The organism is Limnobaculum eriocheiris, from assembly GCF_021010575.1.
In the GTDB taxonomy this organism is placed as follows: domain Bacteria; phylum Pseudomonadota; class Gammaproteobacteria; order Enterobacterales; family Enterobacteriaceae; genus Limnobaculum; species Limnobaculum eriocheiris.
In genome coordinates, this window is sequence record NZ_JAJNAG010000003.1 from 80,464 (window position 1) to 106,879 (window position 26,416).

29 protein-coding genes are annotated in these 26,416 nt (G+C 46.2%); 14 read left to right on the top strand and 15 right to left on the bottom strand.

Annotated features, from left to right (window positions below):
* Positions 1-7: 7 nt before the first annotated feature.
* The 10 genes from rnk to LPW36_RS02570 form a co-directional block, all read right to left on the bottom strand.
* Positions 8-400 (bottom strand): nucleoside diphosphate kinase regulator, encoded by a 393-nt coding sequence (gene rnk / locus LPW36_RS02525; RefSeq protein ID WP_230607925.1) that lies wholly within the window; start codon positions 398-400, stop codon positions 8-10.
* 327 nt (positions 401-727) lie between these two features.
* Positions 728-1,600 (bottom strand): RNase adapter RapZ, encoded by an 873-nt coding sequence (gene rapZ / locus LPW36_RS02530; RefSeq protein WP_230607926.1) that lies wholly within the window; start codon positions 1,598-1,600, stop codon positions 728-730.
* Between the two features lie 131 nt (positions 1,601-1,731).
* A complete protein-coding gene (gene ptsN, locus LPW36_RS02535) occupies positions 1,732-2,241 on the bottom strand; it encodes a PTS IIA-like nitrogen regulatory protein PtsN (protein WP_420844704.1) in 510 nt (169 codons plus the stop codon).
* Between the two features lie 20 nt (positions 2,242-2,261).
* Positions 2,262-3,692, bottom strand: a complete 1,431-nt coding sequence (rpoN, locus tag LPW36_RS02540; protein ID WP_230607928.1) for an RNA polymerase factor sigma-54 — start codon at positions 3,690-3,692, stop codon at positions 2,262-2,264.
* 68 nt (positions 3,693-3,760) lie between these two features.
* Positions 3,761-4,486 (bottom strand): LPS export ABC transporter ATP-binding protein, encoded by a 726-nt coding sequence (gene lptB, locus LPW36_RS02545; RefSeq protein WP_130592741.1) that lies wholly within the window; start codon positions 4,484-4,486, stop codon positions 3,761-3,763.
* Positions 4,487-4,529: 43 nt separating this feature from the next.
* The gene (lptA, locus tag LPW36_RS02550) at positions 4,530-5,012 is read right to left on the bottom strand and encodes a lipopolysaccharide ABC transporter substrate-binding protein LptA (protein ID WP_420844705.1); all 483 of its coding nucleotides are present in this window, start codon (positions 5,010-5,012) and stop codon (positions 4,530-4,532) included.
* 16 nt (positions 5,013-5,028) lie between these two features.
* Positions 5,029-5,622: an LPS export ABC transporter periplasmic protein LptC gene (gene lptC, locus LPW36_RS02555; protein WP_230608025.1), complete on the bottom strand. Its 594-nt coding sequence runs from the start codon at positions 5,620-5,622 to the stop codon at positions 5,029-5,031.
* Positions 5,623-5,624: 2 nt separating this feature from the next.
* A complete protein-coding gene (gene kdsC, locus LPW36_RS02560) occupies positions 5,625-6,173 on the bottom strand; it encodes a 3-deoxy-manno-octulosonate-8-phosphatase KdsC (protein ID WP_230607930.1) in 549 nt (182 codons plus the stop codon).
* Positions 6,174-6,235: 62 nt separating this feature from the next.
* Positions 6,236-7,204, bottom strand: a complete 969-nt coding sequence (gene kdsD, locus LPW36_RS02565; RefSeq protein WP_230607931.1) for an arabinose-5-phosphate isomerase KdsD — start codon at positions 7,202-7,204, stop codon at positions 6,236-6,238.
* A 65-nt stretch (positions 7,205-7,269) separates the two neighbouring features.
* A complete protein-coding gene (locus LPW36_RS02570; protein ID WP_230607932.1) occupies positions 7,270-8,238 on the bottom strand; it encodes a calcium/sodium antiporter in 969 nt (322 codons plus the stop codon).
* A 299-nt stretch (positions 8,239-8,537) separates the two neighbouring features.
* Between LPW36_RS02570 and mlaF the strand changes: the two genes are divergently transcribed.
* The 7 genes from mlaF (at position 8,538) to murA (ending at position 13,481) form a co-directional block, all read left to right on the top strand.
* The gene (gene mlaF, locus LPW36_RS02575; RefSeq protein WP_230607933.1) at positions 8,538-9,341 is read left to right on the top strand and encodes a phospholipid ABC transporter ATP-binding protein MlaF; all 804 of its coding nucleotides are present in this window, start codon (positions 8,538-8,540) and stop codon (positions 9,339-9,341) included.
* Positions 9,341-10,123, top strand: a complete 783-nt coding sequence (gene mlaE / locus LPW36_RS02580; protein WP_230607934.1) for a lipid asymmetry maintenance ABC transporter permease subunit MlaE — start codon at positions 9,341-9,343, stop codon at positions 10,121-10,123. The genes mlaF and mlaE overlap by 1 nt, the downstream gene beginning before the upstream one ends.
* Positions 10,124-10,127: 4 nt before the next feature.
* Positions 10,128-10,643 (top strand): outer membrane lipid asymmetry maintenance protein MlaD, encoded by a 516-nt coding sequence (gene mlaD, locus LPW36_RS02585; RefSeq protein WP_230607935.1) that lies wholly within the window; start codon positions 10,128-10,130, stop codon positions 10,641-10,643.
* A gap of 84 nt (positions 10,644-10,727) precedes the next feature.
* The gene (gene mlaC, locus LPW36_RS02590) at positions 10,728-11,360 is read left to right on the top strand and encodes a phospholipid-binding protein MlaC (RefSeq protein ID WP_230607936.1); all 633 of its coding nucleotides are present in this window, start codon (positions 10,728-10,730) and stop codon (positions 11,358-11,360) included.
* Positions 11,360-11,680 (top strand): lipid asymmetry maintenance protein MlaB, encoded by a 321-nt coding sequence (mlaB, locus tag LPW36_RS02595; RefSeq protein WP_230607937.1) that lies wholly within the window; start codon positions 11,360-11,362, stop codon positions 11,678-11,680. The genes mlaC and mlaB overlap by 1 nt, the downstream gene beginning before the upstream one ends.
* Positions 11,681-11,833: 153 nt before the next feature.
* The gene (gene ibaG, locus LPW36_RS02600; protein ID WP_230607938.1) at positions 11,834-12,088 is read left to right on the top strand and encodes a BolA family iron metabolism protein IbaG; all 255 of its coding nucleotides are present in this window, start codon (positions 11,834-11,836) and stop codon (positions 12,086-12,088) included.
* A gap of 127 nt (positions 12,089-12,215) precedes the next feature.
* A complete protein-coding gene (murA, locus tag LPW36_RS02605) occupies positions 12,216-13,481 on the top strand; it encodes a UDP-N-acetylglucosamine 1-carboxyvinyltransferase (RefSeq protein ID WP_230607939.1) in 1,266 nt (421 codons plus the stop codon).
* Between the two features lie 89 nt (positions 13,482-13,570).
* Here the strand turns inward: murA and degS are convergent, their stop codons facing one another.
* The 5 genes from degS to dpiB all read right to left on the bottom strand — a co-directional run bounded on the left by degS (position 13,571) and on the right by dpiB (position 19,376).
* Entirely contained in the window at positions 13,571-14,644 is a 1,074-nt protein-coding gene (degS, locus tag LPW36_RS02610) for an outer membrane-stress sensor serine endopeptidase DegS (RefSeq protein WP_230607940.1), read from the bottom strand.
* Between the two features lie 88 nt (positions 14,645-14,732).
* Positions 14,733-16,106 carry a serine endoprotease DegQ gene (gene degQ / locus LPW36_RS02615; protein WP_230607941.1) on the bottom strand — a complete coding sequence of 458 codons (1,374 nt, stop codon included), beginning with the start codon at positions 16,104-16,106 and terminating at the stop codon, positions 14,733-14,735.
* 252 nt (positions 16,107-16,358) lie between these two features.
* Positions 16,359-16,769, bottom strand: a complete 411-nt coding sequence (zapG, locus tag LPW36_RS02620) for a Z-ring associated protein ZapG (protein ID WP_230607942.1) — start codon at positions 16,767-16,769, stop codon at positions 16,359-16,361.
* Positions 16,770-17,053: 284 nt separating this feature from the next.
* Positions 17,054-17,743 carry a two-component response regulator DpiA gene (gene dpiA, locus LPW36_RS02625; protein ID WP_230607943.1) on the bottom strand — a complete coding sequence of 230 codons (690 nt, stop codon included), beginning with the start codon at positions 17,741-17,743 and terminating at the stop codon, positions 17,054-17,056.
* Positions 17,744-17,747: 4 nt separating this feature from the next.
* Positions 17,748-19,376: a sensor histidine kinase DpiB gene (gene dpiB, locus LPW36_RS02630; protein ID WP_268991459.1), complete on the bottom strand. Its 1,629-nt coding sequence runs from the start codon at positions 19,374-19,376 to the stop codon at positions 17,748-17,750.
* A gap of 335 nt (positions 19,377-19,711) precedes the next feature.
* Here dpiB and citC point away from each other — a divergent pair, with 335 nt between their 5' ends.
* The 7 genes from citC to LPW36_RS02665 are packed head-to-tail and all read left to right on the top strand — an operon-like array spanning position 19,712 to position 26,162.
* Positions 19,712-20,788: a [citrate (pro-3S)-lyase] ligase gene (gene citC, locus LPW36_RS02635; protein ID WP_268991460.1), complete on the top strand. Its 1,077-nt coding sequence runs from the start codon at positions 19,712-19,714 to the stop codon at positions 20,786-20,788.
* Entirely contained in the window at positions 20,785-21,081 is a 297-nt protein-coding gene (citD, locus tag LPW36_RS02640; RefSeq protein WP_230607944.1) for a citrate lyase acyl carrier protein, read from the top strand. Before citC ends, citD begins: the two co-directional genes overlap by 4 nt.
* Entirely contained in the window at positions 21,078-21,974 is an 897-nt protein-coding gene (gene citE, locus LPW36_RS02645; RefSeq protein WP_230607945.1) for a citrate (pro-3S)-lyase subunit beta, read from the top strand. Before citD ends, citE begins: the two co-directional genes overlap by 4 nt.
* Before the next feature lie 16 nt (positions 21,975-21,990).
* Positions 21,991-23,547: a citrate lyase subunit alpha gene (citF, locus tag LPW36_RS02650; RefSeq protein WP_230607946.1), complete on the top strand. Its 1,557-nt coding sequence runs from the start codon at positions 21,991-21,993 to the stop codon at positions 23,545-23,547.
* Positions 23,548-23,554: 7 nt separating this feature from the next.
* Positions 23,555-24,085, top strand: coding sequence for a citrate lyase holo-[acyl-carrier protein] synthase (gene citX, locus LPW36_RS02655; protein ID WP_230608027.1), 531 nt, complete (start codon positions 23,555-23,557; stop codon positions 24,083-24,085).
* A complete protein-coding gene (citG, locus tag LPW36_RS02660; RefSeq protein WP_230607947.1) occupies positions 24,078-24,995 on the top strand; it encodes a triphosphoribosyl-dephospho-CoA synthase CitG in 918 nt (305 codons plus the stop codon). The genes citX and citG overlap by 8 nt, the downstream gene beginning before the upstream one ends.
* Before the next feature lie 21 nt (positions 24,996-25,016).
* On the top strand, positions 25,017-26,162 hold the full coding sequence (locus LPW36_RS02665; protein ID WP_230607948.1) for a 2-methylaconitate cis-trans isomerase PrpF family protein: 1,146 nt from the start codon (positions 25,017-25,019) through the stop codon (positions 26,160-26,162).
* Positions 26,163-26,416 lie beyond the last annotated feature (254 nt).

The window sequence follows — 26,416 nt, forward strand, 5'->3', positions numbered from 1 at the left end:
AATCACCTTATATTTTGGGCTGAGACAAAATCTCCAGCACTTTAATCTGAGTGACGGTACCGTTTGGTAAATGCCAGCTAATATCGTTGCCTGCCCGCATCCCTAACAGCGCTGCGCCAATAGGCGCCATAACAGAAATTTGTTCGGCGCTGTCTTTCAGGTCATGAGGAAATACCAGAGTGCGAGTCCGTTCTTCCTGCGTGCTGAGATCGATAAACCGCACCCGGCTATTCATGGCCACAACATCCGCAGGGACTTCACCTGGCGCAACAATTTCTGCCCGATCGATTTCTGCATTAAGTGCCTGAGCCACCGGTGATGAAGCGAATTCAGGGTGTTCAAGCAGCATGTCGATACGCTCTGCATCCAGTTCATTTATGATTATGGCGGGTTTAAGCATACATCACTCCGATAATATCTTTGATTAGACTAGTCCTATCTAATTTTAGGGTTCATTGTTTGTCGGCCTGAGTTTCAGACCAGCAGTAAAATAATATACTAAGCAAAACAAAACCCCCGCAGGTTGAATGCGGGGGCTAAGAGCGCTATTTCCTGAGTATTAATAAAACCACGTTAAATTAAAGAGATCGGGATCACGCTCTACAGATTCTGGTTTTATATCGCCTTTGGCTTATCTGATGTTTGGTGCATCAGTGCAATACGATATGTTGTTAAATTCATCATATCAGTAAAGCAGGGCAAAGGCTAATTAACGATTTTTTCACGCTTAGTTACTGTTTTTACCGTCATTTTTACGCTTTTCCAGCGTGCGATGACGTGACTGCACGTTTTTCCCACGGGAACGGAAATAATCAGCCAGTTGTTCTGCCACATAAACTGAACGGTGCTTACCACCGGTACAACCAATGGCTACCGTCAGATAGCTACGGTTGTTCGTTTCCAGCATCGGCAGCCACTGCTCAAGGTAGCTACGAGTCTGATAAATAAAGTTATGCACTTCAGTATGACGATCCAAAAAGGAAGCCACAGGCCTATCCAGACCGGTCATTGGACGAAGTTTGGGATCCCAGTGTGGGTTTGGCAGAAAACGCACGTCAAAAACATAGTCGGCATCGATTGGAATACCGTGCTTAAAGCCAAATGACTCGAATACCATGGTCAGTTCACGTTCGCGCTTACCTAACAGTCGGGTTCTTAGCATTTCGGCCAGTTCGTGGACTGACATTTCTGCGGTATCGATAATCAGGTCAGCCCGTGAACGCAACGGCTCAAGCAGAGCATCCTCTTCGTCAATGGCGCTCTCTAACGATAGATTCTTATTCGACAGCGGGTGCAGACGACGGGTATCGCTGTAACGTCTGATTAGCGTATTGCGATCGGCATCAAGGAACAGCAGCTGAGGAGAGAAATCACCCGGCAGGTTATTCAGAACTTCTTCGAGAATTTCTGGGGTTTCAGGTAAATTTCGCACATCAATACTTACCGCCGCAGAAGTTTTCCTTTCTGCCAGCGTTTCGGCTAACTGGGGCAATAAGACTACCGGCAAATTATCGACGCAGTAGAAACCCATATCTTCCAGCGCGCGCAGCGCTACGGACTTACCTGAGCCTGAACGGCCGCTGACAATCATCAGCACCATGTTGCTATTCCTCTTAATCATCACGATACGATATCAATATCGCCGGTATCTGGACCTTACACAACACTTCATGTGTTGTTGTGGGTTAAAATCAACCCTGATTGAATAAACGTTAACACGAACAATTGTTTTTAAACAGATTGATTTTCAGTTGGTTCATTCTCTTTATCAGACGATTCCTGAGTAAATAGTTGATAAAGCTCTTCATCGGTTTGAGCCATTCGCAATTGACGGCACAGGGTTTTATCCGCCAGACGTTGAGCTATAGCGGATAGCGTTGCCAGGTAAGCCTGGCACTCATCTGCCGGAACTAGCAGGGCAAATAAGATATCAACCGGTTGATTATCGACCGCATCAAAACTGATAGGACTATCCAGAGTGATAAATACGCCTACGGCACGAGTGGTGTCTTCTTCCAGTTTACCGTGTGGAAGGGCAATGCCTGCGCCAATACCTGTGCTGCCCATGCGCTCGCGGCTGAGGATGGCCTCAAACACTACGCTGGTGGGTATATTCAGCTGGCTGGCGGCCATTTCGCTGACAATCTCTAACGCCCGTTTTTTACTGGAGCAGTGAACGGCATTGCGTGTGCTGTCTAATTTCAGAATAGAGCGTAATTGCATGGTAGATAACGTGTTCATCATTTGTAGGAACCATTGAGTCAGACCAGTTGTTTACGCTGATTTGACGGGGGAATAGATAACGACTCCCTGTATTTTGCTACCGTCCTTCTGGCAACAATAATCCCTTGGTCGGTTAGCATGCTGGCGATTTTACTGTCGCTCAACGGCTTGCCCGGGTTTTCAGCCGAAATCAATTTCTTAACCAGCGCACGAATTGCAGTGGAGGAAGCTTCACCACCACTATCGGTATTTACGTGACTGGAGAAGAAGTATTTTAACTCAAATATCCCTCTGGGGCTATGTAAGTACTTCTGTGTTGTTACGCGTGAGATGGTTGACTCATGCATATCAACGGCTTGGGCGATATCCGCCAAAACCATGGGCTTCATGTATTCAGCCCCCAGTTCAAAGAACTCTTCCTGCCGTTCTACAATACATTCCGTTACTCTAAGTAGCGTATCGTTACGACTTTCAAGGCTTTTTATCAGCCAGCGGGCATCCTGTAGGTTGGTACGGATATATTGATTATCGCTGGCATTGTGAGTATTTGCCATAGAGGCGTAATATTGATTAATCTGCAAGCGTGGGATACTTTCCGTATTGAGTTCCACCACCCACTTACCATGAACCTTGCGTACCAACACATCCGGAATAACGTATTCAGACTCGCTGGCATGAATTGACTGACCGGGGCGAGGATCGAGGCTTTGAATCAGCTGCATGGCACCTTTTAGTGACTCTTCACTGATTCGGCTCAGTTTTAGCAATGAGCGGAAATCATGGCTGCCTAACAGCGCCAAATGTTGATCGGCAATCTGGCGGGCATTATTCAGATAAGGTGTATCAGGGGATAGCTGGGAAAGCTGCACCAGCAAACATTCTCGCAGGTCCCGGGCGGCAACGCCCACCGGGTCGAAGCGCTGAATGCGTTTCAGTACTGCTTCAATTTCGTCGAGTTCGACTTCATCCTGCCCCAGGCTGTCAGCGATATCCTCCAACGTAACCGTCAAATAGCCGGTATTGTCCACCGCATCTATAATGGCGGTAGCAATAGCTTTATCCAGATCGGAGAACGGGGTTAGATCCATTTGCCACATCAGGTGGTCTTGTAGGGTCAGAGTGGTTTCACCCTGAAACACCGGGAGTTCGTCATCACCATAATCGTTATGGGTGCCGGACGGAGTCCCTGCGGTGTAAATTTCGTCCCATGAGGCGTCGAGAGGGAGATCTTCAGGAATATCCGATTGCTGTAGCGCTTCGCTGGTATCGAGCTGTTCGTGCTCGGTCTCTTCGTGAGAATCTATTTCGTCATGACTATCCGCTTGCTCAAGCAGTGGATTGCTTTCCAGTGCGATTTGAATCTCTTGTTGCAGTTCAAGTGTCGATAGCTGCAACAGGCGAATTGCCTGCTGTAACTGGGGCGTCATGGTTAATTGTTGACTTAACTTGAGCTGTAAACCTTGCTTCATAATGACATATTACACTTATTATCGCATTCCTGAATGGCTAAGCGAATGTTCCCACAGGGTAGCCATAGCTACAATCGGAATTCATTGCCCAAATAGACCCGCTTCACATGTTCATCTTCCAGGATAGATGATGGTGTTCCATGAGCAATTAAATGACCCTGACTAACGATGTATGCGCGTTCACAAACGTCCAGTGTTTCACGTACGTTATGGTCGGTAATTAGTACACCAAGCCCGCTGTCACGCAGGTGCTCAATGATTTTTTTAATATCGATAACCGATATTGGGTCAACGCCGGCAAAGGGCTCATCCAGCAAAATGAATTTAGGATTAGCAGCCAGCGCTCTGGCAATCTCTACCCGACGGCGTTCACCACCGGAGAGAGACTGCCCGAGGTTTTTACGAAGATGTTCAATATGGAACTCTTCCAGCAGCTCATTAGCACGATCTTCCCGCTGTTCATTGGTTAAATCGTTGCGAATTTGCAGCACCGCCATCAGATTGTCGTAAACGCTCAGGCGACGAAAAATAGAGGCTTCCTGTGGCAGGTAGCCAATACCGCGACGGGCACGGGCGTGCAGCGGTAACAGACTGATATCTTCACCGTCGATAAGAATTGAACCCGCATCACGCTGGACAATACCTACCACCATGTAAAAGGTAGTGGTTTTACCTGCGCCGTTTGGCCCAAGTAAACCAACGATTTCACCGGAGTTGACGGTCAGGCTGACATCTTCTACCACTCGGCGACCTTTGTAGGCCTTGGCCAGATTCTCTGCTGTTAACGTTGCCATTCGCTATTGTTTACTCTTTATCTTTAACTGCGGTTAAAAGTGTTTATTTTTTCTGTATCTGAGATGGTACCAGAACGGTGTTTACGCGTTTGCCTTTGTTGCTGAACGCTTCCATCTTCTGCTCTTTCACTTTATAGGTGATGCGGTCACCCTGAACATTACTGTCCAGCTGTTCCAGATAGGCATTGCCCGTCAGGTCAACAAAGTCATTCGCCAGTTCATAGCGGAGTTTCAAACCCCGGCCCTTTACTGGTTTACCGCTGTCTTGCATTTGGTAGAAGGTCACTGGATTACCGAATGCTTCTACCACTTCTTTTCCGCCTCCGCCTTCAGGGCGAGTGACAACAACTTTATCTGCACGAATATCAATGGTTCCCTGCTTCACAATAACATCACCGATAAAGGTGGCGACATTACCATTCATGTCTAATGATTGTTGAGCAGAGTTAATGTTAATCGGCTGATTTGTATCATTCTTTAATGCAAACGCAGAGGCGCTGGTAACCAGAAGTATGCCGGCTACCATGCTGTTAACCACGTTTTTACGATGATGGCTGAGTTTCATTGCCGGCTTTTGGTTGAACTTCATAATAGGTTTTTACCTTTTCAATCAGCTTAGCTGTTCTACTGCGCAGATTACCACGCATCTTCATTCCTTCGGAGGTAAAATTAGCCCCGTACAGAGTAACATGATCGTCAGAGCTGATATCCTGAGTCACCAGATTGACATCAGCACTGTTAGTCTTGATTCTTTCCAGCTGCGACGTCGTCGTCAGGCTGTTGACCTCCACATTATCATAAAGGTAAAGCATACGGTCTTTGGTTAATTTAGCGCGATCGGAACGCACTGACCAGGTAGCTACCTGATCCTTGTCATACATGATCATAACCGGCTTAGTGAACCAGGTATCTTCCGGAGTGGAGTAGTATTTTACGTCTTCCGCCGTTAATTTGTAATTTAACAGTCCTTCCGGATTGTACACTATCGTGACCATTTGTTGGCTCTGATAGGTGGGTTCTTTATCATCCGGTGGCACGATGGTTTTATTGTCACCAAAATCAGCGAGATTCCAGCCAGTAAGACCTAAAGCGATTAGCGTTAGTACAATCGTCAGGCTTAGCTTTGTCTTGCTTATACTCATATGGATAACCCTTGTGCCCCTTCGAGTTTATCTTGCGCTTGCAGAATTAAATCACATAACTCGCGTACAGCACCACGACCACCGGCAATTTGCGTTACAAAGTGTGCTTTTGGCAGAAGCAATGGGTGCGCATCGGCTACCGCTACCGCCAAACCCACTTTTTGCATCACTGGCCAGTCGATCAAATCGTCACCAATATAAGCCACCTGTTCTGGCGCCAGAGAGACATCTTTAAGTATTTTCTCGAAAGCCATCAGTTTATCAGATTGTCCCTGGTACAGATGGGTAATTCCCAGCGTTTTGGCTCGATTCTCAACCAGTTTAGCGCTACGTCCGGTAATAATGGCAACATCGATGCCGGAAGTAATCAGGCAGCGGATACCGTAACCGTCCCGGACGTTAAAGGCTTTTAGCTCTTCTCCCTGATTACCCATATAGATCAGGCCATCAGACATTACGCCATCCACGTCACAGATCAACAGGCGAATTTGAGCCGCCCGTTGAAAAACCGCTTTGCTTACCGCACCGTAGCAGGTATTAATCATGTTTATACTCTTTCACTTGTCACTTAATTTTCACTTAAATAGTGTAAGCCAGCTATTTTGCCTTAAACCACACCGGCGCGCAGCATATCATGCATATGAACTACACCCACTAATCGATCGCCTTCAGCCACCAGAACGGCCGTAATATGGCGCGACTGCATCAGATTCAGTGTTTCTACCGCCAGTATATCAGGGTGAACGCGAATGCCGCCTTTGGTCATCAGATCGGCAATTTTAGCGTTGCTGATATCAACACCCTGATCGAAGACCCGACGTAAGTCGCCGTCGGTGAAGATCCCCTGAATCAACATATCGTCATTGCATATCACGGTCAGGCCCAGATTTTTTCTGGTAATTTCAACTAAAGCTTCGCGCAGTGATGCCTGATTATTCACCCGCGGGATTTCGTCACCAGTGTGCATAATATCACTAACGCGTAATAACAGTTTGCGCCCAAGCGCTCCCCCCGGGTGTGACAGGGCGAAATCGTCGGCGGTGAATCCTCTGGCCTCTAATAAAGCAACAGCTAATGCATCACCCATTACCAATGTAGCAGTGGTGCTGGTAGTGGGTGCTAACCCCAGTGGGCAAGCCTCCTGAGGAACATTAATACATAAATGTGTATCGGCCGCTTTGCCCATTGAACTGTTTGGATTACCGGTCATACAGATCAATGGAATTTGTAAACGTTTAATCACCGGAATCAGCGCCATAATCTCACTGGATTCACCGGAATAAGAGATGGCAATCACAATGTCATCCGCAGTGATCATACCTAAATCGCCGTGGCTGGCTTCCGCCGGATGAACAAAAAATGAGGGGGTACCGGTACTGGCAAAAGAGGCTGCCATTTTGCAACCAATATGCCCGGATTTACCCATTCCCATCACCACAACTTTGCCTTTGCAGTGAAACATCAGCTCACAGGCGTGTGAGAAATCCTGATTGATGTATTGATAGAGTTGTTCAAGCCCGGATCGTTCAATATCAAGAACCTGTTTTCCCGCTTGTTGAAAATCAAAGTTAGACATTACTCATTCTCACTGTCATTAATAAAGTTTCCTTTAGTCTTTTTGTGGATCGGGGAAACTTAAACTCAGGCGTATGCGAAATACATCAGTACGCCAATATAAAGGGTAAAACCGGCCAGTAGTGCTATTCCCATTGACCGCGTTAATCGACGGCGGCGACCTACACAAAGCAAGGTCAGAAGCAGACTGGCTGCCAGCATAATCCAGTAATCTCGGAGAAAGGCTTCACTAAAGAAGTTGCCCGGGGAAATTAACGCCGGTATTCCCATGACCACTAAAATATTAAAAATATTCGAGCCAATCACATTACCCACTACCATATCATCTTCATGCTTATACATACCGGTGATAGCGGTTGCCAGTTCTGGCAGACTGGTGCCAATAGCGATAATGGTGAGGCTTATCATTAGTTCACTTAAACCTAAATAACGGGCAACCACGGTGGCGTTATCTACCGCTATTTTGGCGGCGATGGGTAAAACCAATACGCCTATCAGTATCCATAAAAAAGCGACGGTTTGGCTTATCTCTTTGGGCGTTTCTGCTTCCTGACTTACTGAAAGTGAATCCGTTTCCCGAAGAAAATTACGTTTGCTCATTTTGAATACCAGCGCCATAAAGCTGATAAAGGTAACCAGCAGAATAATACCATCACTGCGACTGAGCTGGTTATCATAAAGGACAAAACCCGCCAGTAACATGATCAGAAACAGTAAGGGATCTTCATGCTTAAGTCGTTTAGAATGCAGATTCAATGGGCGAATAACAGCAACGCATCCTAAAATAAGTAATATGTTGGTGATGTTTGAGCCAATGGCGTTACCTACCACCATATTGGTTTTGCCGTTAAGCCCGGCAGTAACCGAAAAGGCCAGTTCCGGCAATGAGGTGCCTACTCCGGTGATCATAATACCAACGGCAAGACGGGGAATGTTTAAGGTGTTTGCAATAGCAGTAGCACCAAAAACTAAGCGGTCGGCACCATAAACCAGCAGAATGAGGCCAACAAACAGCATTACTACGGCAATCAGCATGCGCTATCCTGTTTAAAATTGAACTTTTTCATTCATACAATCGTCTTAGTCAGGTCAGATGGACAGTAATATTCAGAGTTGGTTTAACATTATTATTACTGAATTATCACAAGGGACTTTGGCTCCGGCTGAGAACATTGGTAACATCCCTGAGTTAATTTTGACTGGCGTTGGATGAAAAGTAAAACACCGCCTGCGTTTCAGCCTCTGTTTATCAAGCAGAATGAAATGTTGAGCCCGAGTATATTAATACTTATGATGGACGATATAGGTATTCATCCTAATAGTTTAAGGACGTTATGATTAAATCGGCAGCGAATTTGGTCGAAGTAAGGGGGATGTCGTTTTCCCGTAATGGTCGTCCAATATTTCAGGATATCAACCTGACGGTACCCCGCGGTAAAGTTACTGCAATTATGGGCCCTTCAGGCATTGGTAAAACCACATTATTACGGTTAATCGGCGGGCAGTTGGCTCCGGATAGCGGTGATATCATTTTTGACGGGGACAACATCCCGACCCTTTCCCGTCGCCACCTGTATGAAGTCCGTAAAAAGATGAGCATGCTGTTCCAGTCAGGAGCACTGTTCACTGATTTAACGGTATTTGACAATGTGGCTTATCCTTTACGGGAACACACCCAATTACCTGAAGCGTTGCTACGCAGCACCGTATTGATGAAGCTGGAGGCGGTTGGCCTGCGCGGTGCTGCCAACCTGATGCCAGCAGAACTGTCGGGCGGTATGGCGCGTCGGGCCGCTTTGGCTCGGGCAATTGCTCTTGAACCTGAACTGATTATGTTCGATGAACCTTTTGTCGGTCAGGATCCAATCACCATGGGGGTACTGGTTAAACTGATTGATGAGCTTAACCATTCATTAGGTATCACCTGCATTGTGGTTTCACACGATGTGCCGGAAGTCTTGAGCATTGCTGATTATGCTTATATTGTGGCGGAGCATCGTGTTATTGCAGAAGGAACGCCGGACGAATTACGTGCTAACCCTGACCCTCGCGCCAGACAGTTTCTGGACGGTGTGGCAGATGGCCCGGTTCCTTTCCGTTTTCCCGCCGGTGATTATAAAACGGAGTTACTAAGTTAATGTTGCTACAGGCATTGGCGTCTTTAGGGCGTCGTGGTATCCATTTTTGCACCTCATTTGGCCGCTCCGGTTTGATGTTATATGGAGCACTGGTTGGAAAGCCGGAGTTTCGCAAGCAGTGGCCGCTATTACTCAAGCAACTGTATGTTGTGGGCGTTCAGTCTCTGCTGATTATTATGGTTTCCGGCCTGTTTATCGGCATGGTTCTGGGGTTACAGGGCTATCTGATCCTTACCACCTACAGTGCAGAAGCCAGTCTGGGTATGATGGTGGCACTCTCTTTACTGCGCGAACTGGGGCCGGTTGTTACCGCCTTGCTGTTTGCCGGTCGGGCTGGTTCGGCGTTAACCGCGGAGATTGGCCTGATGAAAGCGACGGAGCAGCTTTCCAGCCTGGAGATGATGGCCGTTGATCCACTGCGCCGGGTTATTACTCCACGTTTTTGGGCTGGTTTTATCAGTATGCCGGTGTTAACCGCGATTTTTGTCGCGGTCGGTATTCTGGGGGGAGCCATGGTTGGTGTGGACTGGAAAGGGATCGATGATGGTTTCTTCTGGGCGGCAATGCAGGACTCCGTTAGCTGGCACACCGACCTGCTGAACTGTTTAATTAAAAGTGTAGTATTTGCAATCACAGTAACCTGGATTGCGCTTTATAATGGCTATGACTGTATTCCTACATCGGAAGGAATTAGCCAGGCGACTACTCGTACCGTCGTGCATGCCTCTCTCGCCGTATTAGGCGTAGATTTTGTACTGACCGCAATGATGTTTGGGAATTAAATCGATGCAAAGTAAAAAAACGGAAATCTGGGTAGGGGTGTTCATGCTGATTGGCCTGTGCTCACTTTTATTCCTGTGTTTAAAAGTCGCTGATGTGAAATCTTTGGGTAATGAGCCAACTTATCGGCTTTACGCTACATTTGATAACATCGGCGGGTTAAAAGCGCGTTCCCCGGTGAGAGTAGGGGGTGTTTTGGTTGGCCGTGTGGCTGATATTACCCTCGATCAAAAAACCTACTTCCCGCGCGTAGCAATTGATATGCAGCAACGTTTTAACCATATTCCGGATACCAGTTCTTTATCGATTCGCACTTCCGGCTTGTTGGGTGAGCAGTTTCTGGCGCTGAACATTGGCTTTGAAGATGAAGAAATGGGAACCAAAATTCTGAAAGATGGCGATGAGGTCAAAGATACCAAGTCAGCAATGGTATTGGAGGATCTTATTGGTCAGTTCTTATATAAAAGCGGCGGTGATGAAAAACCGGCTGATGAAAGTACTGCGCCTGCACCGGTTCATTAATATAACCGGCTGGCAAAAGGTTGGTTACGGAGTTAACCATGTTTATTCAACATTATGGACAACAGTAGGATAAGAGGAACAGCTATGTTAAAACGTTTTATGATGGCAGCACTTTTCATTATTGCCCCTTTGGCGGCAAATGCGGCTGATGCCAGTAATCCTTACCAGCAGATGCAAGTTGCGGCGGAAAAAGTCTTTACCCGTCTGACCAATGAACAACCTAAGATTAAGCAAAACCCTGACTACTTACGTACCGTGGTGAAGGAAGAGCTCCTGCCCTATATTCAGGTTAAATATGCCGGTGCACTGGTGTTAGGTCGTTATTATCGTGATGCAACGCCGGCACAGCGTGATGCTTATATGCCAGCCTTTGAAGCCTATATGGAGCAGGCTTATGGGCAGGCACTGGCGATGTATAATGGTCAAAAGTATCAAATTGCGCCTGAGCAACCATTAGGGGATAAGGATAACGTTTCTATTCGTATCACCATTAATGACACCAACGGCCGTCCTCCAGTTCGTCTGGACTTCCAATGGCGTAAAAATACCAAAACCGGTGAATGGCAGGCTTATGACATGATTGCTGAAGGTATCAGTATGATCACCACCAAGCAAAATGAGTGGGCTGAAACCCTGCGCCGTGAAGGTGTTGATGGCTTAACTCAACAGCTGAAGACGTTAGCCAGTCAGCCAATTACTCTGGATGATAAAAAATAATGCAGAACGCTCTGAACTGGCAGGCTGAAAATGGCGTAATAGCGTTAAGCGGTGATTTAGATCGCGAAACGTTACTGCCGTTCTGGCAAGCTCGGCAGCAGGCTATCGGTACGGATATTGCTACCATTGACGTATCTGGCCTGTCCCGGGTAGATTCCGCAGGATTAGCGATGCTGGTTCATCTGTTGGATGAGGGGGAAGCTCGCAAGCAGCCGCTACAACTAACGGGAATTACGGAGAAGCTGCAAATGTTGGCATCTTTGTATAATCTGCAACAAATTATTCAGCCTTACCTCGTGAGTACACCAACCATGGTGTGATAGTATGTTCATCAGGCTGATTTGAAATGAGTCGCGGAGATATAGATATCTATATCTCCGCGATGTTTTTGTAGCTAATCTGAGCGTACATGCTAATTTAAGCTGTTTTTCATTCTGAAAAGCAGGTCCTTTCTGATTAATATAGTGAAGACGATGGATATTAATGAAATAAGACAAATTTTGCTCGATGCATTAAATCTGCAAGATGTTCGCGTCACCGGTGACGGTAGCCATTTTCAGGTGATTGCCATTGGTGATATGTTTGAAGGTATGAGCCGCGTTAAGCAGCAGCAGGCCGTCTATGCGCCGCTGATGGAATATATTTCTGATAACCGTATCCATGCACTGTCGATTAAGGTGTATACCCCGGCAGAGTGGGAACGTGACCGTAAACTGAGCGGTATGTAATTGGGCCAAATATCCCATGTCAGTAGTAAATTTATCGATGTTGATTAAATAACAACGCATAAGCATAACAAGAAATATTAAATCCGCATCTGACCATTTAAATGTTGTTGTATTAGAGAGAGTGATTATGGACAAGTTTCGAGTACAGGGTCCCACCCGACTAAGTGGTGAAGTAACTATTTCCGGCGCTAAAAATGCAGCCTTACCGATTCTTTTTGCAGCGCTGTTGGCGGAAGAACCCGTAGAGCTACAGAATGTTCCAAAGCTGAAAGATATTGATACCACCCTTAAACTGTTGAGCCAACTGGGGGTTAAAATTGAGCGCAATGGTTCGATTTTTGTTGATGCCAGTCATGTAACCGAGCTGTGTGCGCCTTACGATCTGGTAAAAACCATGCGTGCTTCTATTTGGGCATTAGGACCCTTGGTTGCTCGTTTTGGTTATGGTCAGGTCTCTCTGCCGGGTGGCTGTGCTATCGGTGCTCGTCCGGTTGATTTACATATTTCGGGCCTGGAGCAACTGGGTGCAGAGATTAAGCTGGAAGAGGGCTATGTTAAAGCATCGGTTAATGGTCGTCTGAAAGCTGCGCATATTGTGATGGATAAAGTGAGCGTAGGCGCTACGGTAACCATTATGAGCGCAGCAACTCTGGCAGAAGGGACTACCGTTATCGAGAATGCGGCACGCGAGCCAGAAATCGTGGATACAGCTGAGTTTTTGAATACATTAGGTGCAAAAATCACCGGAGCGGGTACTGACCATATCACTATTGAAGGCGTTAAGCGTTTAGGCGGTGGTGTTTATCGCGTACTGCCTGACCGTATTGAAACCGGTACTTTTCTGGTGGCGGCGGCGATTTCCGGCGGTAAAGTGATTTGTCGCAATACGCGTCCGGATATGCTGGATGCCGTACTGGCCAAATTACGTGAGTCCGGTGCTGAAATAGAAACCGGTAGTGACTGGATCAGCCTGGATATGAAGGGCAAGCGTCCACACAGTGTGAACATTCGTACTGCGCCACACCCTGGTTTTCCTACCGATATGCAGGCACAGTTTTCTTTACTGAATCTGGTGGCTGAAGGAACCGGTGTGATTACCGAGACCATTTTTGAAAACCGCTTTATGCATATTCCTGAGCTGATCCGTATGGGCGCTCATGCTGAAATAGAGGGCAACACCGTTATCTGTCATAGCGTAGAGAAACTGTCTGCCGCTCAGGTAATGGCAACGGATTTACGCGCATCGGCAAGCCTGGTGTTGGCGGGCTGTATCGCTGAAGGCGTTACGGTTGTTGATCGTATTTATCATATCGATCGTGGATATGAGCGCATTGAAGAAAAGTTAAATGCTCTGGGTGCGAATATTCAGCGTTTTAAAGAGAAAGATGAATAACAGCTAAGTTGGTTATTTGAATTAATGAAAAAGTGCGCAGAACATATGTTCTGCGCACTTTCTGTTTTTACTGAAACGTCTGGAATAAATTAGTTGTTTTGCGCCGGGTATTCGGAGATTTTCAGCGTGAAGGTCATGCGTTGGCCCTGACGTAATACCACGACCGGAATATTGGTGCCAGGGCGGATTTCGGAGACTTCGTCCATCACTTCAATGGCGGAGGTCGCAGGTTTGTTGTTGACGTTAACCAGAATGTCACCGACCAGTAATCCGGCCTGTTCTGCCGGGCCGCCCGGGGTTACGGAACGCACCAGAATACCCTGTAGTCGATCGAATGGGCTCCCCTGATTTTGCATCTGGCTGAATTCACGACCTTCGATACCGATAAAACCACGAATTACCCGTCCATCCCGAATCAATTTATTCATGATTTTAGTGGCAAGCTCGGTTGGAATAGCAAAACCAATACCTTCAGGCGTATCACCATCGGTGCGTTTATCTAATGACAGGGTATTGATACCCACTAATTCACCTAAGGTATTAATTAATGCACCGCCGGAGTTACCGTGGTTAATTGAGGCATCGGTTTGCAGCAGGTTTTGTCGACCGTAGGGACTGAGGCTGGTTCTCCCGGTGGCGCTGATAATGCCCTGAGTAACGGTTTGCCCGAGGTTATAAGGGTTACCTATCGCCAGAACCACATCGCCAACATGGGGAGAACGTTTTGAGTTAATCGGAATAACCGGCAGATTGTCCTCTTTAATTTTGAGAACTGCCAAATCGGTTAAAGTATCAGCACCTACTAAAATCGCTTCATAAACCTGACCATTCTGTAATGTGATAATTATCTGGTCAGCATTCAGGATAACGTGTCTGTTGGTAATGATATAACCTTTCTTATTCATAATAACGCCAGAGCCCAGGGTGTTAATCCCTAATGTATTCTGACTGGAAGAACTAAGAGCGCTGCGGTTATAGACGTTAACCACCGCAGGGGCAGCGCGCCTGACGGCACTGTTATAGCTTACTGGTGATTCACTGAGGGGTAAATTCAGGGAATTGTTAAATAGCCCCGACGCATCACGCAGCGAGGGAAATATCATCAGCAAAGCAGCGGCAATAATTAAGCCAATAATTATTGAACGTAACAGTTTGGCAAGCATGCATATCATCAAAAATAGTAAAGGTAAGGAAGGATACCATGACTTGAACGGATACGGCATAGTGCCGTATCCTTTTTTGCGATCGGAATTAACGTAGAATTAGATAGATATTGTCATCATCGCGTAAAATATTGAGCGCCAGCACATTTGGCTTGCTATCCAGTATTTTGCGCAGTTCACCAATATTAGTGGTACGGTCGCTGTTGACCCCAATGATCATATCGCCAGCCTTTAAGCCACTTTGAGCGGCCGGGGAGTCTTTTTCCACGTCTTTAATCATCACACCTTTGGTGCCTTTAACTTCACCATTATTAAAGCTTGCTCCCTGCAAGGCCGGTGACAGGGATTCTGCACTAATGGAAGTTTGCTCGCTGTTTTGCAGCTCTACGCTAACTTCCATTGGCTTGCCTTCACGCAGCAGACCCAGTTTTACTTTCTTACCGGCTCCGGCAGTAGCGACTTTAGCCCGTAGTTCAGCAAAGCTGCTGATGGTTTTACCATCCAGTGAGGTGATCACATCGCCAGATTTAATGCCAGCCTGCGCCGCCGCAGATTTAGGCAGAACTTCGCTCACAAATGCTCCGCGCTGGGCATCAACTTTAAACGCTTTTGCCATCTCGGCAGTCATTTCACTGCCTTTAATACCTAACATGCCGCGTTTAACTTCACCGTACTTAATTAACTGGTCGGTTAGGTTTTGCACCATATTGCTTGGGATGGCAAAGCCGATGCCCACGTTACCGCCGCTGGGGGCGAGGATCGCGGTATTAATACCAATCAGCTCACCGTTAAGGTTAACCAGCGCACCGCCGGAGTTACCGCGGTTAATGGAGGCATCTGTCTGGATAAAGTTTTCCAGGCCTTCCAGATTCAGGCCGCTACGGCCTAAAGCGGAAATAATACCGGATGTAGCGGTCTGACCCAGACCAAATGGGTTACCTACCGCAACGGCGAAATCACCAACGCGCAGGGTATCAGAATCAGACATCTTAATAGAGGTCAGATCCTTTGGATTAGAGTCGGTTAACTGCAGCAGGGCGATATCTGATTGCTCATCACGTCCAATCAGTTTTGCCTGATACTCTTTACCGTTGTTCAACTGAACACGAATTTTGTCTGCATTGTTAATCACGTGGTTGTTAGTCACCACATAACCTTTCTCTGCATTGATAATGACACCAGAACCCAGTCCTTCAAATGGACGGGTGCGTTGTTGTTCAGACGGCATATTTGGACCAAAGAAGAACTTAAACTCTTCAGGGATCCGCTGACGCTGAACCTGTGTACCTTCAACATATACGCTGACAACAGCAGGAAGAACTTTATCCAACATTGGGGCCAGGCTGGGAACTTGCTCTCCGGCTACGGTGGTTGGTAGAGCCGCATTGGCCGCCGGTACTGAGGAAAAAGTTAATCCCAAACTGACGGTCAGGGCGATTAATAATAAAGTAGTTTTTTTCATGGGTGATTACTCTCAATACCAACAGGTTACATGTTTAAACTATGACAAAATGGTGTAGCTAATGCTATGACTGTATATCGTGTCAAAAAGTTCATGATTCAAGCGCCAGTCAGGGCTGAGATAGGTCGTATCAGGAAATGTGATACGCTTCAAATACAGCCGGGGCGCAGATAAAAAGCATAAAGTAAAGAAAGGTAATTAATTGTAGCAGAAGAAAATGACGCTATCGGGGAGATAGCGTCATCAGAGATTTTAGTCTTTGCGTTCCGAGCGGAATAATCCGGAAGCACCTTCAGAATAGTCCCGCGGCGGGATATCAGCAGACAGCTGATCTTGTTCTGAAGCAGAAGAAACGGGCTTATAGTTGATATAGCTAAACGGATTATCGCTGGTGGCCATATCAGGTAACAGCGCGGTTGAACTTTTAATCATATGTTTCTGGAACTGGCGATAATCTTGCGCCATTTTCTCTAACAGCTCTGCGCTGTGGGAAAAGTGACTAACCAACTCCTGACGGTAAGCTTCCAGCTCTGCCTTATTCTTATTTAGCTCCTGCTGTAATGCAGTTTGTTGACGTAGTTTTCTGTTACCAAAACGCATAGCTAACGCGCCAATGATAAGACCAACAACTAAGCCAGCAATCAGTGCATACTCCCAAGTCATATTGACTCCTTTTTACGATCACAAATTACAGAGGGGCAATCCCGGATAACAGAGTAATAGTGGAACAAGTCTCTTTTACTGATAGTTCTGTGCTCACCTTACCAGTGAAATCCACTTACTCAATTTTTACCAAACAACTATACCCGTAAATAGTGCTCCGGGGGAACCTCGTTCGACATTTCCCTATATCTTACCATGATAAAACGCACTTTTTAATCTTAAACCGGTAATGGGAGTTTTACGTCGTTATCCTTAGTAATGCTTTATTTATTAATTTGTTAGTATTATTCGACCGGGATGCTTAAGCGATAAATACGCTGAGGCCGACCGACTTTGCCGTAAATAATTTCAGCCTGCAGGAATCGTTCCCTGGCACAAAACTCCAGATAGCGTCTGGCTGTTGTGCGGCTCAAGCCTAATTTTTTAGCAATATCTTCAGCGGTATAGCCAACTTGTGCGTCGCTGAATGCGTCCTGAACAATCTTTAATGTAATTTCATCAATGCCGATAGGCATGGTTGGTTTAGCCTGAATGCGGGCGAAGGTGTTAAACATTTCGTCTACTTGCCATTGGCTGACATCTTCCGTTTGTTCCTGAACCCGATGCAGGTGGCTAAGGCGAACCAGCGTCTGTTCCAGACGGTCATAAGAAACTGGCTTAAGCAGATAATCAAAAACACCACAGCGAATGGCTTCCGAAACGGTATCAATATCACTGGCGGCAGTAATAAAAATGACTTCTCCATGATATTTTTCAGCGGAAAGTTCCTGTAATAGCTCAATGCCACGGCCATCTGGTAAATAGTTATCCAGAATGATCAAGTCGGGCTTGAAGTTATTAATCATCATGCGCCCTTGCTCAAGATTACCGGCAAGCCAAACCTGACGACAGCTATTGTGACGTTTAATAAATTCAGCGTGCATTTCCGCGAGCGGGGTTTCATCCTCAATAATTAGAATATTTAGATATTTCATTTAATTAACTTCCTTTTCCTTTGGGGATAAAAATAGAGAATACGGTGCCGCAAGGTTCATTATCATCAATAGTGATGGTGCCGTTATGTTGGTCAATATAGGTTTTGACCAGATAGAGACCGATGCCGTGGTCTCCGCTGTTTTTAGACGTCACGCCTCGCGTAAAAATAGTGTCACGAATATCGGGAGCAATGCCGCAGCCATTGTCTGAAACTTCAATAATTAGTTCAGAGCCTTCATCTGAAATAAAAAACTCAATGAGTTTATTGCTGTCAGGATTTTTTAATGTGGCTTCAAAAGCATTATTTAATAAATTTCCCAGAATACTGGCCAGCTCATTCTCTGTCAGTGGACTCACGCTAGCGCTCAGTGAACTGCTGGGAATGAACTGTATTTCCAATCCAAGTTCTTTGGCCCGATGGTACTTACCAAACAGTAGGCCTGCAATCAGGCGATTTTTAAACATTTGGCTAATACTATCAATGAGAGACTGTTGGTTAGATGATTCGAATTTAACCATCTCCAGCGCACGGTCATACTCTTTTAGCTGTAATAATCCACCAATGGTGGAGATCCAGTTAAGATGCTCATGGCGTAGCGTGCGCAGGTTTTCTACATATTGTTGTATCTGACTAAGCTGGGCACTGAGGGTATTAATTTCATCATGACGACGGAAACTGATGACCCAACCCTGAAATTCGCCATCAATCCAAATTCCCACCCGGTTAGCAATAATTTTTAAACCATTAATGATCAGCAGATCGTCAATACGGTTAGTGCCACTGGTTTCAAGAAAGTAATCGGCAGGCGTAATTAAGTCCTGTACCCGATGGTCCGCCAGATACTTTGCTGTACCGACCAGCTTCAACATTTTTTGGGCATTCTGATTGATGGCCGTAATTTTACCTTCTGTATCAACGGCAATAAGTCCTTCGAAAACGGCACCAAACAGAGCGTCTTGCTGGCGTTGTACTCTGGCGATTTCCATCGGTTCCATGCCCATCATCTGTTTTTTAATATGGGTGGAAAATTGCCATGAGAGAAGAATGAGGATAAACAGAATCAGCATCAGGGCGCTGGTGAGCGGAAGGATTTGATTGGAGCGCCACATATCAATTTTACTATTGAGATAACCCAGGGATATAACGCCGATGACCTGGTTATTTTTATTCCAGATTGGGGTTTTTGCTCTGAGTGCCAGCCCCATGGAGCCTTCACTGCTGATAATATAGCTTTCACCTCGTTCCAGTGCGCCGGGCTTGTTCCACTGCATGGTATAACCAATCTTTTCCGGGTTGGGGTGATACAGGCGGATAGAGTTTTCATCACCAATCACCAGATAGCTGAAGTTAGACTCCATACTGAGACGGTCAGCTATCTTTTTAAGCTTTTGGGTATCTCTTTTTTCCACACCCTCAATCACATCATCCATTGAGGCAATAATCTTGGCCTGATTCATGGCGATTTCACTGACCTTTTCGGTCAGATAATTATCTAACTGATATTCCATGAATTTGTTTAATGCGCCTAACAGCAAAGTAAAAACGACAAGCAATAATAAGAATACACGCCATTGAAATGACATGTTTTTTAACATATTCTTAATATATTCCTTTTTAGTTTTAATACGCATTTAACATTCGCTTTTTATTATTTAAGTTATCAGGAATGAATATAATTAATTTATTTATAAAATGCATTTAATTAATAAAAAAAATAAAAACCATTAAGATATTAATGTTTATTCGGTTAAGTGTGAAGCAGATCAATTAACTACCTCAGCCTAGTTACTATGATGTAATCCATGGTTTTATTAGTCAATTGGCTTATTTTTTAAATATTAAAATAACATTTCCGATAATGTTATAGACATCATTTTCTTTTAATTATTAACTTCGGATAAAAATGGAAGTTAACACGGTATTTTTCTTTATTGCTATAGCTAAATACTTATATAGAGAATAAAACATGTATAACTCAACAATATTCAGTCGTGTAAAACGTTCAGAGTATAAAAAGATAGCTGAGATCACGAAATTTCTGCGTAAGAACGATTTGAATATTGATACATCGGTTGAAGAGTTTATTACTGTGATGCGCGATAGCCAAATTATCGCCTGCGGTGGCATTGCCGATAATATAATTAAATGTGTTGCTATTAACGAAGAGCTACGGGGAGAAGGGATTGCGCTCTCTCTGGCCACTGAGCTGGTTAATCTGGCTTATGAACGCCACCATACCCATCTGTTTATTTATACGAAAACTCAAAATGAAGTTTTGTTTCGCCAGTGTGGTTTCTTTCCTATCGCTTCAGTTCCCGGCATTGTCGTTCTGATGGAAAACAGCAGCTGTCGTTTACGTCGTTATAGTCAGCAACTGGCTACCAGTCGCCAGCCGGGGGATAAGATTGGTTGTATCATTATGAATGCCAACCCATTTACTCTGGGGCATCAATATCTGGTACAGCAAGCGGCAGCACAGTGCGACTGGCTTCACCTGTTTTTAGTTAAAGAAAATACCTCGACTTTTCCTTATGTTGACCGTTTAAGGCTGGTCACTGAGGGAACGGCAAGCATTCCTAATCTGACGGTCCATCCCGGGTCTGAGTATATGATTTCCCGGGCAACCTTCCCTTGTTACTTTATTAAAGAACAGGGCATTGTTGATAACTGCTATACCGAAATTGATCTGAAAATTTTTCGGCAGTATCTGGCACCGGCGCTGGGGGTTACTCATCGTTTTGTGGGCACCGAGCCTTTCTGCGAAGTGACCAGCAAATACAACGCTGATATGCGTTACTGGTTAAATACTCCTGAATTAACTTTCCCTCCTATTGAGTCAGTTGAAATAGAGCGTTTGCAACATGAAGGCACCGCGATTTCAGCTTCCTGGGTACGTCGTCTGTTGGCTAAAAAACAGATGGATGTTATCGCCAATCTGGTACCTGACTGCACTTATAACTATTTAATTAATAACCCGAATATTCGGCAGAAAAGTGCAGGAGATACCTCAGAAGAATCTGTTATTACCGTAGGTGAATTATGAAAATTGTAAAAGAAGCCGTAGCCGGCACACTTGAGTCAAGTGATGTCATGGTACGGATAGCTCCCATTGGAGGATCGGAAATCGATCTGCAGTTAAACAGCAGCGTAGAAAAACAGTTTGGTGATGCCATTCGGGAAACTGTGATGGATACCTTAGCCAAACTGGGTGTAACAGGCGTTCAACTGATTATTGATGATAAAGGCGCTCTGGATTGTATTTTACGTGCTCGTCTGCAAACCGTGTTGTTAAGAGCCAGTGACAGCAAAGAACTTCCGTGGGGGGCATTAAAATGAATCCAGCTCTGAAGCAGCGGGTCCGCCGCAGTATGCTGTTTGTTCCCGGCGCTAATGCCGCCATGGTGAGTAACTCCTTTATTTATTCTGCCGATGCCATCATGTTCGATCTGGAAGACTCAGTGGCGTTGAGAGAAAAAGATGCCGCGCGTTTGCTGGTATTTCATGCGCTACAACATCCGATGTACCAGAAGATTGAAACCGTTGTGCGGGTAAATGCGCTGGATTCTGAATTTGGCATTAAAGATCTTGAAGCGGTAGTGCGCGGCGGAGTTGATATTGTTCGCCTGCCAAAAACCGATAGCGCTCAGGATGTGATTGATATGGAAAAACATATCGCTCGCATTGAAGCGGAGTGTGGTCGTGAAGTTGGCAGCACCGGTATGATGGCGGCGATTGAATCTGCGGAAGGTATTAATAATGCTGTTGATATCGCACTGGCTTCTCCGCGCCTGATTGGTATCGCCTTAGGTGCTGAAGACTATGTGCGCAACCTGCGTACCGAACGCTCACCGGAAGGTATTGAGTTACTGTTTGCCCGCTGTTCTATTCTGCAGGCCGCTCGCGCGGCGGGAATTGCGGCGTTTGATACCGTTTACTCCGATGCCAATAACGAGCAGGGCTTCCTGAATGAAGCGGCTCATATTAAGCAATTAGGCTTTGATGGCAAATCGCTGATTAACCCTCGTCAAATAGAACTTCTTCACAACCTCTATGCACCAACAATCAAAGAGCTGGACCATGCCCAGCGAGTGATTGAAGCGGCAGAAGCTGCGGCGGCTGAAGGGCTGGGTGTAGTGTCTCTAAATGGCAAAATGATTGACGGCCCGATTATTGAACGTGCTCGTCTGGTGGTACAACGCGCAGCGCTTTCCGGCGTTCGTGAAGAATAAGATGAGGTGAATAATAATGGCTCGCCAACAACGTGTAACCAATTTATGTAATAGCCTGATTCAGCAACTTAATGATTTTGATGAAGAATCTGGCGCTAAACCACCGTTGAAACTGTCGCCTTTTCGCGATGTTTCCAAGGCTAATTTGCAATCGAAAAAGCCAAGAGATAAGAAAATCTGCAATTCGCTGGAAGATGCGATTCGTCGCTCTGGCCTGCAGGATGGGATGACTATCTCTTTCCACCATGCTTTTCGCGGTGGGGATTTAACCGTTAATTTAGTCATGGCTCAAATTGCCGCCATGGGGTTCAAAAACCTGACGCTGGCCTCCAGTTCGCTGGCTGGTTGCCACTCTCCGTTGATTGAACATATCCGTAATGGCGTGGTGACCCGAATTTATACTTCTGGTCTTCGCGGGCCACTGGCAGAAGAGATCTCCCGTGGTTTATTGAAAGAGCCGGTTCAGGTTCACTCTCACGGCGGTCGCGTTAATCTGGTGGAATCCGGGGAGTTAAGCATTGATGTGGCTTTCCTTGGGGTTCCGGCATGCGATGAGTTTGGTAATGCCAATGGGTTTACCGGCAAAGCCTGCTGCGGTTCGCTGGGTTATGGCCGGGTGGATGCAGAGCACGCTAAAACCGTGGTGCTGTTAACGGAAGAGATTCTGCCTTATCCACATCATCCGCTGAGTATTTGTCAGGATCAGGTTGATCTGATTATACAAGTCGATCGCGTTGGTGATGCGGATAAGATTGGTGCTGATGCTACCCGTATGACCACCAACCCGCGTGAACTGCTGATTGCCCGCAAAGCGGCTGAAGTCATCATTAACTCTGGTTATTTTAAACAGGGTTTCTCAATGCAAACCGGTACCGGTGGTGCTTCTCTGGCGGTGGTACGTTTTCTGGAAAATAAAATGCGCAGCCAGAACATTACCGCCGGTTTCGCCTTAGGTGGCATTACCGCGGCGATGGTTGATCTGCATGAGAAAGGGCTTATCGACAAGCTGTTGGATGTACAGAGCTTTGACAGCGGTGCTGCTGCATCACTGGCGCGTAATCCGAATCATGTTGAAATCAGCGCTAATCAGTACGCTAACTTCACTTCCAAAGGGGCTTCCGTTGACCATCTGGATGTGGTGATCCTCAGCGCGCTGGAGATTGATACCCAGTTTAATATCAACGTATTAACCGGTTCTGATGGCGTACTGCGTGGAGCCTCTGGTGGACACTGTGATACTGCCGCCGCTTCCAAGCTATCCATCATTGTGGCACCGCTGGTGCGTGGTCGTATTCCAACCATCGTTGAGCAGGTAACAACCTTAATCACACCGGGAAGCAGTATCGATATTCTGGTTACTGACCACGGCATTGCGGTTAACCCGGCACGCCCTGAACTGGCAGAACGGTTACAGAAGTCAGGTATCGATATTGTCAGCATTAATGACCTGTATCAGCGTGCATTAATGCTAACCGGTAAGCCTAAGCCGATTGAGTTTACCGATCGGGTGGTGGCAGTTGTTCGTTATCGTGATGGTTCGGTGATTGACGTTGTTAATCAGATAAAAGAGTAACCCTGTGATGCATATTCTCCCGGAACAGGCGAGTTATCACAAAGTCACGCTGGAAGAGGTTTTGCTGAGCAGAGAGGCGCGTCAGGAACGGCAACAGCGCTGGTTAGCTAAATATCAATCCACGCTGATTTCTTTAACCGTTGTGGCTCCGGGTGAAATTAAAGACAGCACCGTAGTGCGCCAGGCTTTTAATCTGGCCTGGCAAACGTTGGATAAGTTATGTCAGCAGCACAAGTGGAAGGTTGTTGATAAAGCAGTATTTTGTTTGCCAACCGGCCCGGAAGGGCTGGTAGCAATAGCTCATGATGCCAGTCAGGTTAAGCGTGCTTGTGTAGACAGTGAAGAACAAAGCGCGGTTGGTCGCCTGTGGGATATTGATGTGGTCGGTAGCGAAGGCATTATCTCCCGTCAGTCAATGGGAATGGCTCCAAGACAGTGCTTTCTTTGCTCCCGTGATGCGCGAATTTGCGCCCGCGAACGTACCCATTCCATACCGGCGCTGTATCAGGCGATGGAGGAGTTAATCAGTCATGTTTAGTTCAATGAATTCGGCGAATGCCGCTCATTGTCTGGAACTTAATAAGCTACCTTGGGTAGCTCGCTGTAGCCAACTGGCTAACAGCGCCATGCTTAACGAAGTCAATCTGACACCTAAACCCGGTCTGGTGGATATGCGAAATAACGGCGCGCATAAAGATATGGATCTGACGGATTTCTATCGCAGTGCGGAGGCGATTCGGGTTTGGATCCCTTATTTCATCGAGTATGGAATGAGCACTCACCTGCAACCCGGTAGCGATATTCTATACGGTTTACGCCCGCTGGGGCTGGCTTGTGAAGCTTCAATGTATAAGGCCACATCCGGCGTCAATACTCATAAAGGCACGATTTTTTCACTGGGACTACTGGCAACCGCGATAGGCCGGTTGGTTTCTAATCAGAAGGCGGTTACCCAGCAAAGCTTATGTCATGAAGTGGCATCCATGAGCCAGGGCATGGTGATGCGTGAGCTGGAACAGAATAATCAGGCGCTAACGGCAGGGCAGAGGCTCTATCAGCAGTACGGATTATCCGGTGCCCGGGGTGAGGCCGAGTCTGGTTTTCAGTCGGTATTGACCGTTTCATTACCGGTTTATCAAAGTTTAATTGCTCAGGGAATTGACCCTCAGCGCGCCTTATTACAGGCATTGCTCAGTCTGATGGCGGTGAATGGTGACACCAATGTTGCCTCCCGCGGTGGACCGGAAGGTTTGCGCTGGTTGCAGCAAACGGCGCAACAGTTTTTAACCGAAGGTGGGGTGATGCAAACCGATTACATCACCAAACTGAAAGAGTTCGACCGGCAGTGCATTGAGCGCAATTTAAGCCCCGGTGGCAGCGCCGATTTGCTGATTGTGACCTGGTTTTTGGCCCAATTTCCTGAATCCCATAGCAAGAATACTCATTAATTATCGCTGGAGGAGTTTATCGTGGAAAATCGTACAATTCCCTGCTTCTGGATGCGAGGGGGAACCAGTAAAGCCGGTTGTTTTGTGGAGGATACGCTTCCTCCGGAAATTTCAGAACAGGACAAATTGCTGTGTCGCATTTATGGCAGTAGCGATCCTTCAGGACGCCAGATAAACGGTATGGGTGGCGGAACTTCAACCACCAGTAAGGCCATGATTGTAGGAAAGCGAAACGGTGAAAAGAACAGCGTTAACTATACTTTTTGTCAGGTTGAAACATCGACTAATGCGGTAGACCGTAAAGGAAACTGCGGCAATATCTCTTCTGCGGTAGGGCCATTTGCGATTGAAAATGGGTTGGTGGATGAGATCACGGAACCGGTAACTCAAGTCAAAATCTTCAATACCAATACCCAAAAAACCATTGTTTCCCATGTGCCGGTTAAAGCGGGTAAGGTATTGTATAACGGCGATTTCTCTATTTCCGGCGTGCCTGGTACCGGTGCCCGTATCCAACTGGATTTCCTCTCTCCCGGCGGTGCGGTAACGGGAAAATTACTACCAACAGGACAGCCTAAAGATGTGATCGATGTACCCGGTTACGGGCTTACGGAAATCACCATTATTGACGCAGCTAATCCTCTGGTATTTGTCAGAGCCGCTGATTTAGGTCTCATCGGCAATGAATTACCGGCTGAAATTGACGGTAATGCGGGTCTGTTAGACAGAATGCTGGCTATTCGCGAGGCGGCGGCAGTATTGATTGGACTGGCGAAGGATATGAATGATGCTAAACACAACAGTCAGGCGGTCCCTAAGTTCTGTTTTATTGCACCACCGATGAGCTATACTGCGTTGTCCGGTCAGGTTGTACCCACTGATGCCATCGATATCCAGGCCAGAATGCTGTCTATGGGGAAATTGCATCCGGTACTGGCCATTACCGGGGGGATCTGTCTTGGCGTAGCGGCCAAAACTCCGGGAACGCTGGTGCACGAAATCGCTGGCAACTGTAGTGAAAAAGCGGAGTTGAATATCGGTCATTGCAGCGGAGTTTTATCGGTTAGCGCCAGAGTAGAAAACCAGAACGGTGAACTGAAAGTATTAAACGGAACGGTATATCGAACTGCCCGGGTTTTAATGCGGGGTGATATTGATTTCAATTAATAATAAATCATTTATTATATCCTTTATAAATTAAGTAATAAAAATTAGAAAATATAAGACTCGAATAGGTCATGGTTAATTTCCTGTTTGTTTATCTGTCTTGGTACTTATTATTCCTTGGTAAGTGCCATTTTTTCTTTGTGGATAATATTATTCATATGAATAGTTAAATATATAAAGTTAATAAGAATTAAAAGGATAATTAAAAACATTAAATTTATAACTTCAATTCAGTCTGCGTCACATAATTATTA

Coding starts and splice junctions, on each gene's coding strand:
- citE (WP_230607945.1), top strand. CDS start 21,078: ATGAATCCAGCTCTGAAGCAGCGGGTCCGCCGCAGTATGCTGTTTGTT.
- mlaF (WP_230607933.1), top strand. CDS start 8,538: ATGATTAAATCGGCAGCGAATTTGGTCGAAGTAAGGGGGATGTCGTTT.
- ptsN (WP_420844704.1), bottom strand. CDS start 2,241: ATGAACACGTTATCTACCATGCAATTACGCTCTATTCTGAAATTAGAC.
- citX (WP_230608027.1), top strand. CDS start 23,555: ATGCATATTCTCCCGGAACAGGCGAGTTATCACAAAGTCACGCTGGAA.
- citC (WP_268991460.1), top strand. CDS start 19,712: ATGTATAACTCAACAATATTCAGTCGTGTAAAACGTTCAGAGTATAAA.
- citF (WP_230607946.1), top strand. CDS start 21,991: ATGGCTCGCCAACAACGTGTAACCAATTTATGTAATAGCCTGATTCAG.
- ibaG (WP_230607938.1), top strand. CDS start 11,834: ATGGATATTAATGAAATAAGACAAATTTTGCTCGATGCATTAAATCTG.
- lptA (WP_420844705.1), bottom strand. CDS start 5,012: ATGGTAGCCGGCATACTTCTGGTTACCAGCGCCTCTGCGTTTGCATTA.
- lptB (WP_130592741.1), bottom strand. CDS start 4,486: ATGGCAACGTTAACAGCAGAGAATCTGGCCAAGGCCTACAAAGGTCGC.
- kdsD (WP_230607931.1), bottom strand. CDS start 7,204: ATGTCTAACTTTGATTTTCAACAAGCGGGAAAACAGGTTCTTGATATT.
- degS (WP_230607940.1), bottom strand. CDS start 14,644: ATGCTTGCCAAACTGTTACGTTCAATAATTATTGGCTTAATTATTGCC.
- rnk (WP_230607925.1), bottom strand. CDS start 400: ATGCTTAAACCCGCCATAATCATAAATGAACTGGATGCAGAGCGTATC.
- degQ (WP_230607941.1), bottom strand. CDS start 16,106: ATGAAAAAAACTACTTTATTATTAATCGCCCTGACCGTCAGTTTGGGA.
- zapG (WP_230607942.1), bottom strand. CDS start 16,769: ATGACTTGGGAGTATGCACTGATTGCTGGCTTAGTTGTTGGTCTTATC.
- mlaB (WP_230607937.1), top strand. CDS start 11,360: ATGCAGAACGCTCTGAACTGGCAGGCTGAAAATGGCGTAATAGCGTTA.
- dpiA (WP_230607943.1), bottom strand. CDS start 17,743: ATGAAATATCTAAATATTCTAATTATTGAGGATGAAACCCCGCTCGCG.
- dpiB (WP_268991459.1), bottom strand. CDS start 19,376: ATGCGTATTAAAACTAAAAAGGAATATATTAAGAATATGTTAAAAAAC.
- citG (WP_230607947.1), top strand. CDS start 24,078: ATGTTTAGTTCAATGAATTCGGCGAATGCCGCTCATTGTCTGGAACTT.
- LPW36_RS02570 (WP_230607932.1), bottom strand. CDS start 8,238: ATGCTGATTGCCGTAGTAATGCTGTTTGTTGGCCTCATTCTGCTGGTT.
- citD (WP_230607944.1), top strand. CDS start 20,785: ATGAAAATTGTAAAAGAAGCCGTAGCCGGCACACTTGAGTCAAGTGAT.
- mlaC (WP_230607936.1), top strand. CDS start 10,728: ATGTTAAAACGTTTTATGATGGCAGCACTTTTCATTATTGCCCCTTTG.
- rapZ (WP_230607926.1), bottom strand. CDS start 1,600: ATGGTGCTGATGATTGTCAGCGGCCGTTCAGGCTCAGGTAAGTCCGTA.
- rpoN (WP_230607928.1), bottom strand. CDS start 3,692: ATGAAGCAAGGTTTACAGCTCAAGTTAAGTCAACAATTAACCATGACG.
- mlaE (WP_230607934.1), top strand. CDS start 9,341: ATGTTGCTACAGGCATTGGCGTCTTTAGGGCGTCGTGGTATCCATTTT.
- murA (WP_230607939.1), top strand. CDS start 12,216: ATGGACAAGTTTCGAGTACAGGGTCCCACCCGACTAAGTGGTGAAGTA.
- mlaD (WP_230607935.1), top strand. CDS start 10,128: ATGCAAAGTAAAAAAACGGAAATCTGGGTAGGGGTGTTCATGCTGATT.
- kdsC (WP_230607930.1), bottom strand. CDS start 6,173: ATGATTAATACCTGCTACGGTGCGGTAAGCAAAGCGGTTTTTCAACGG.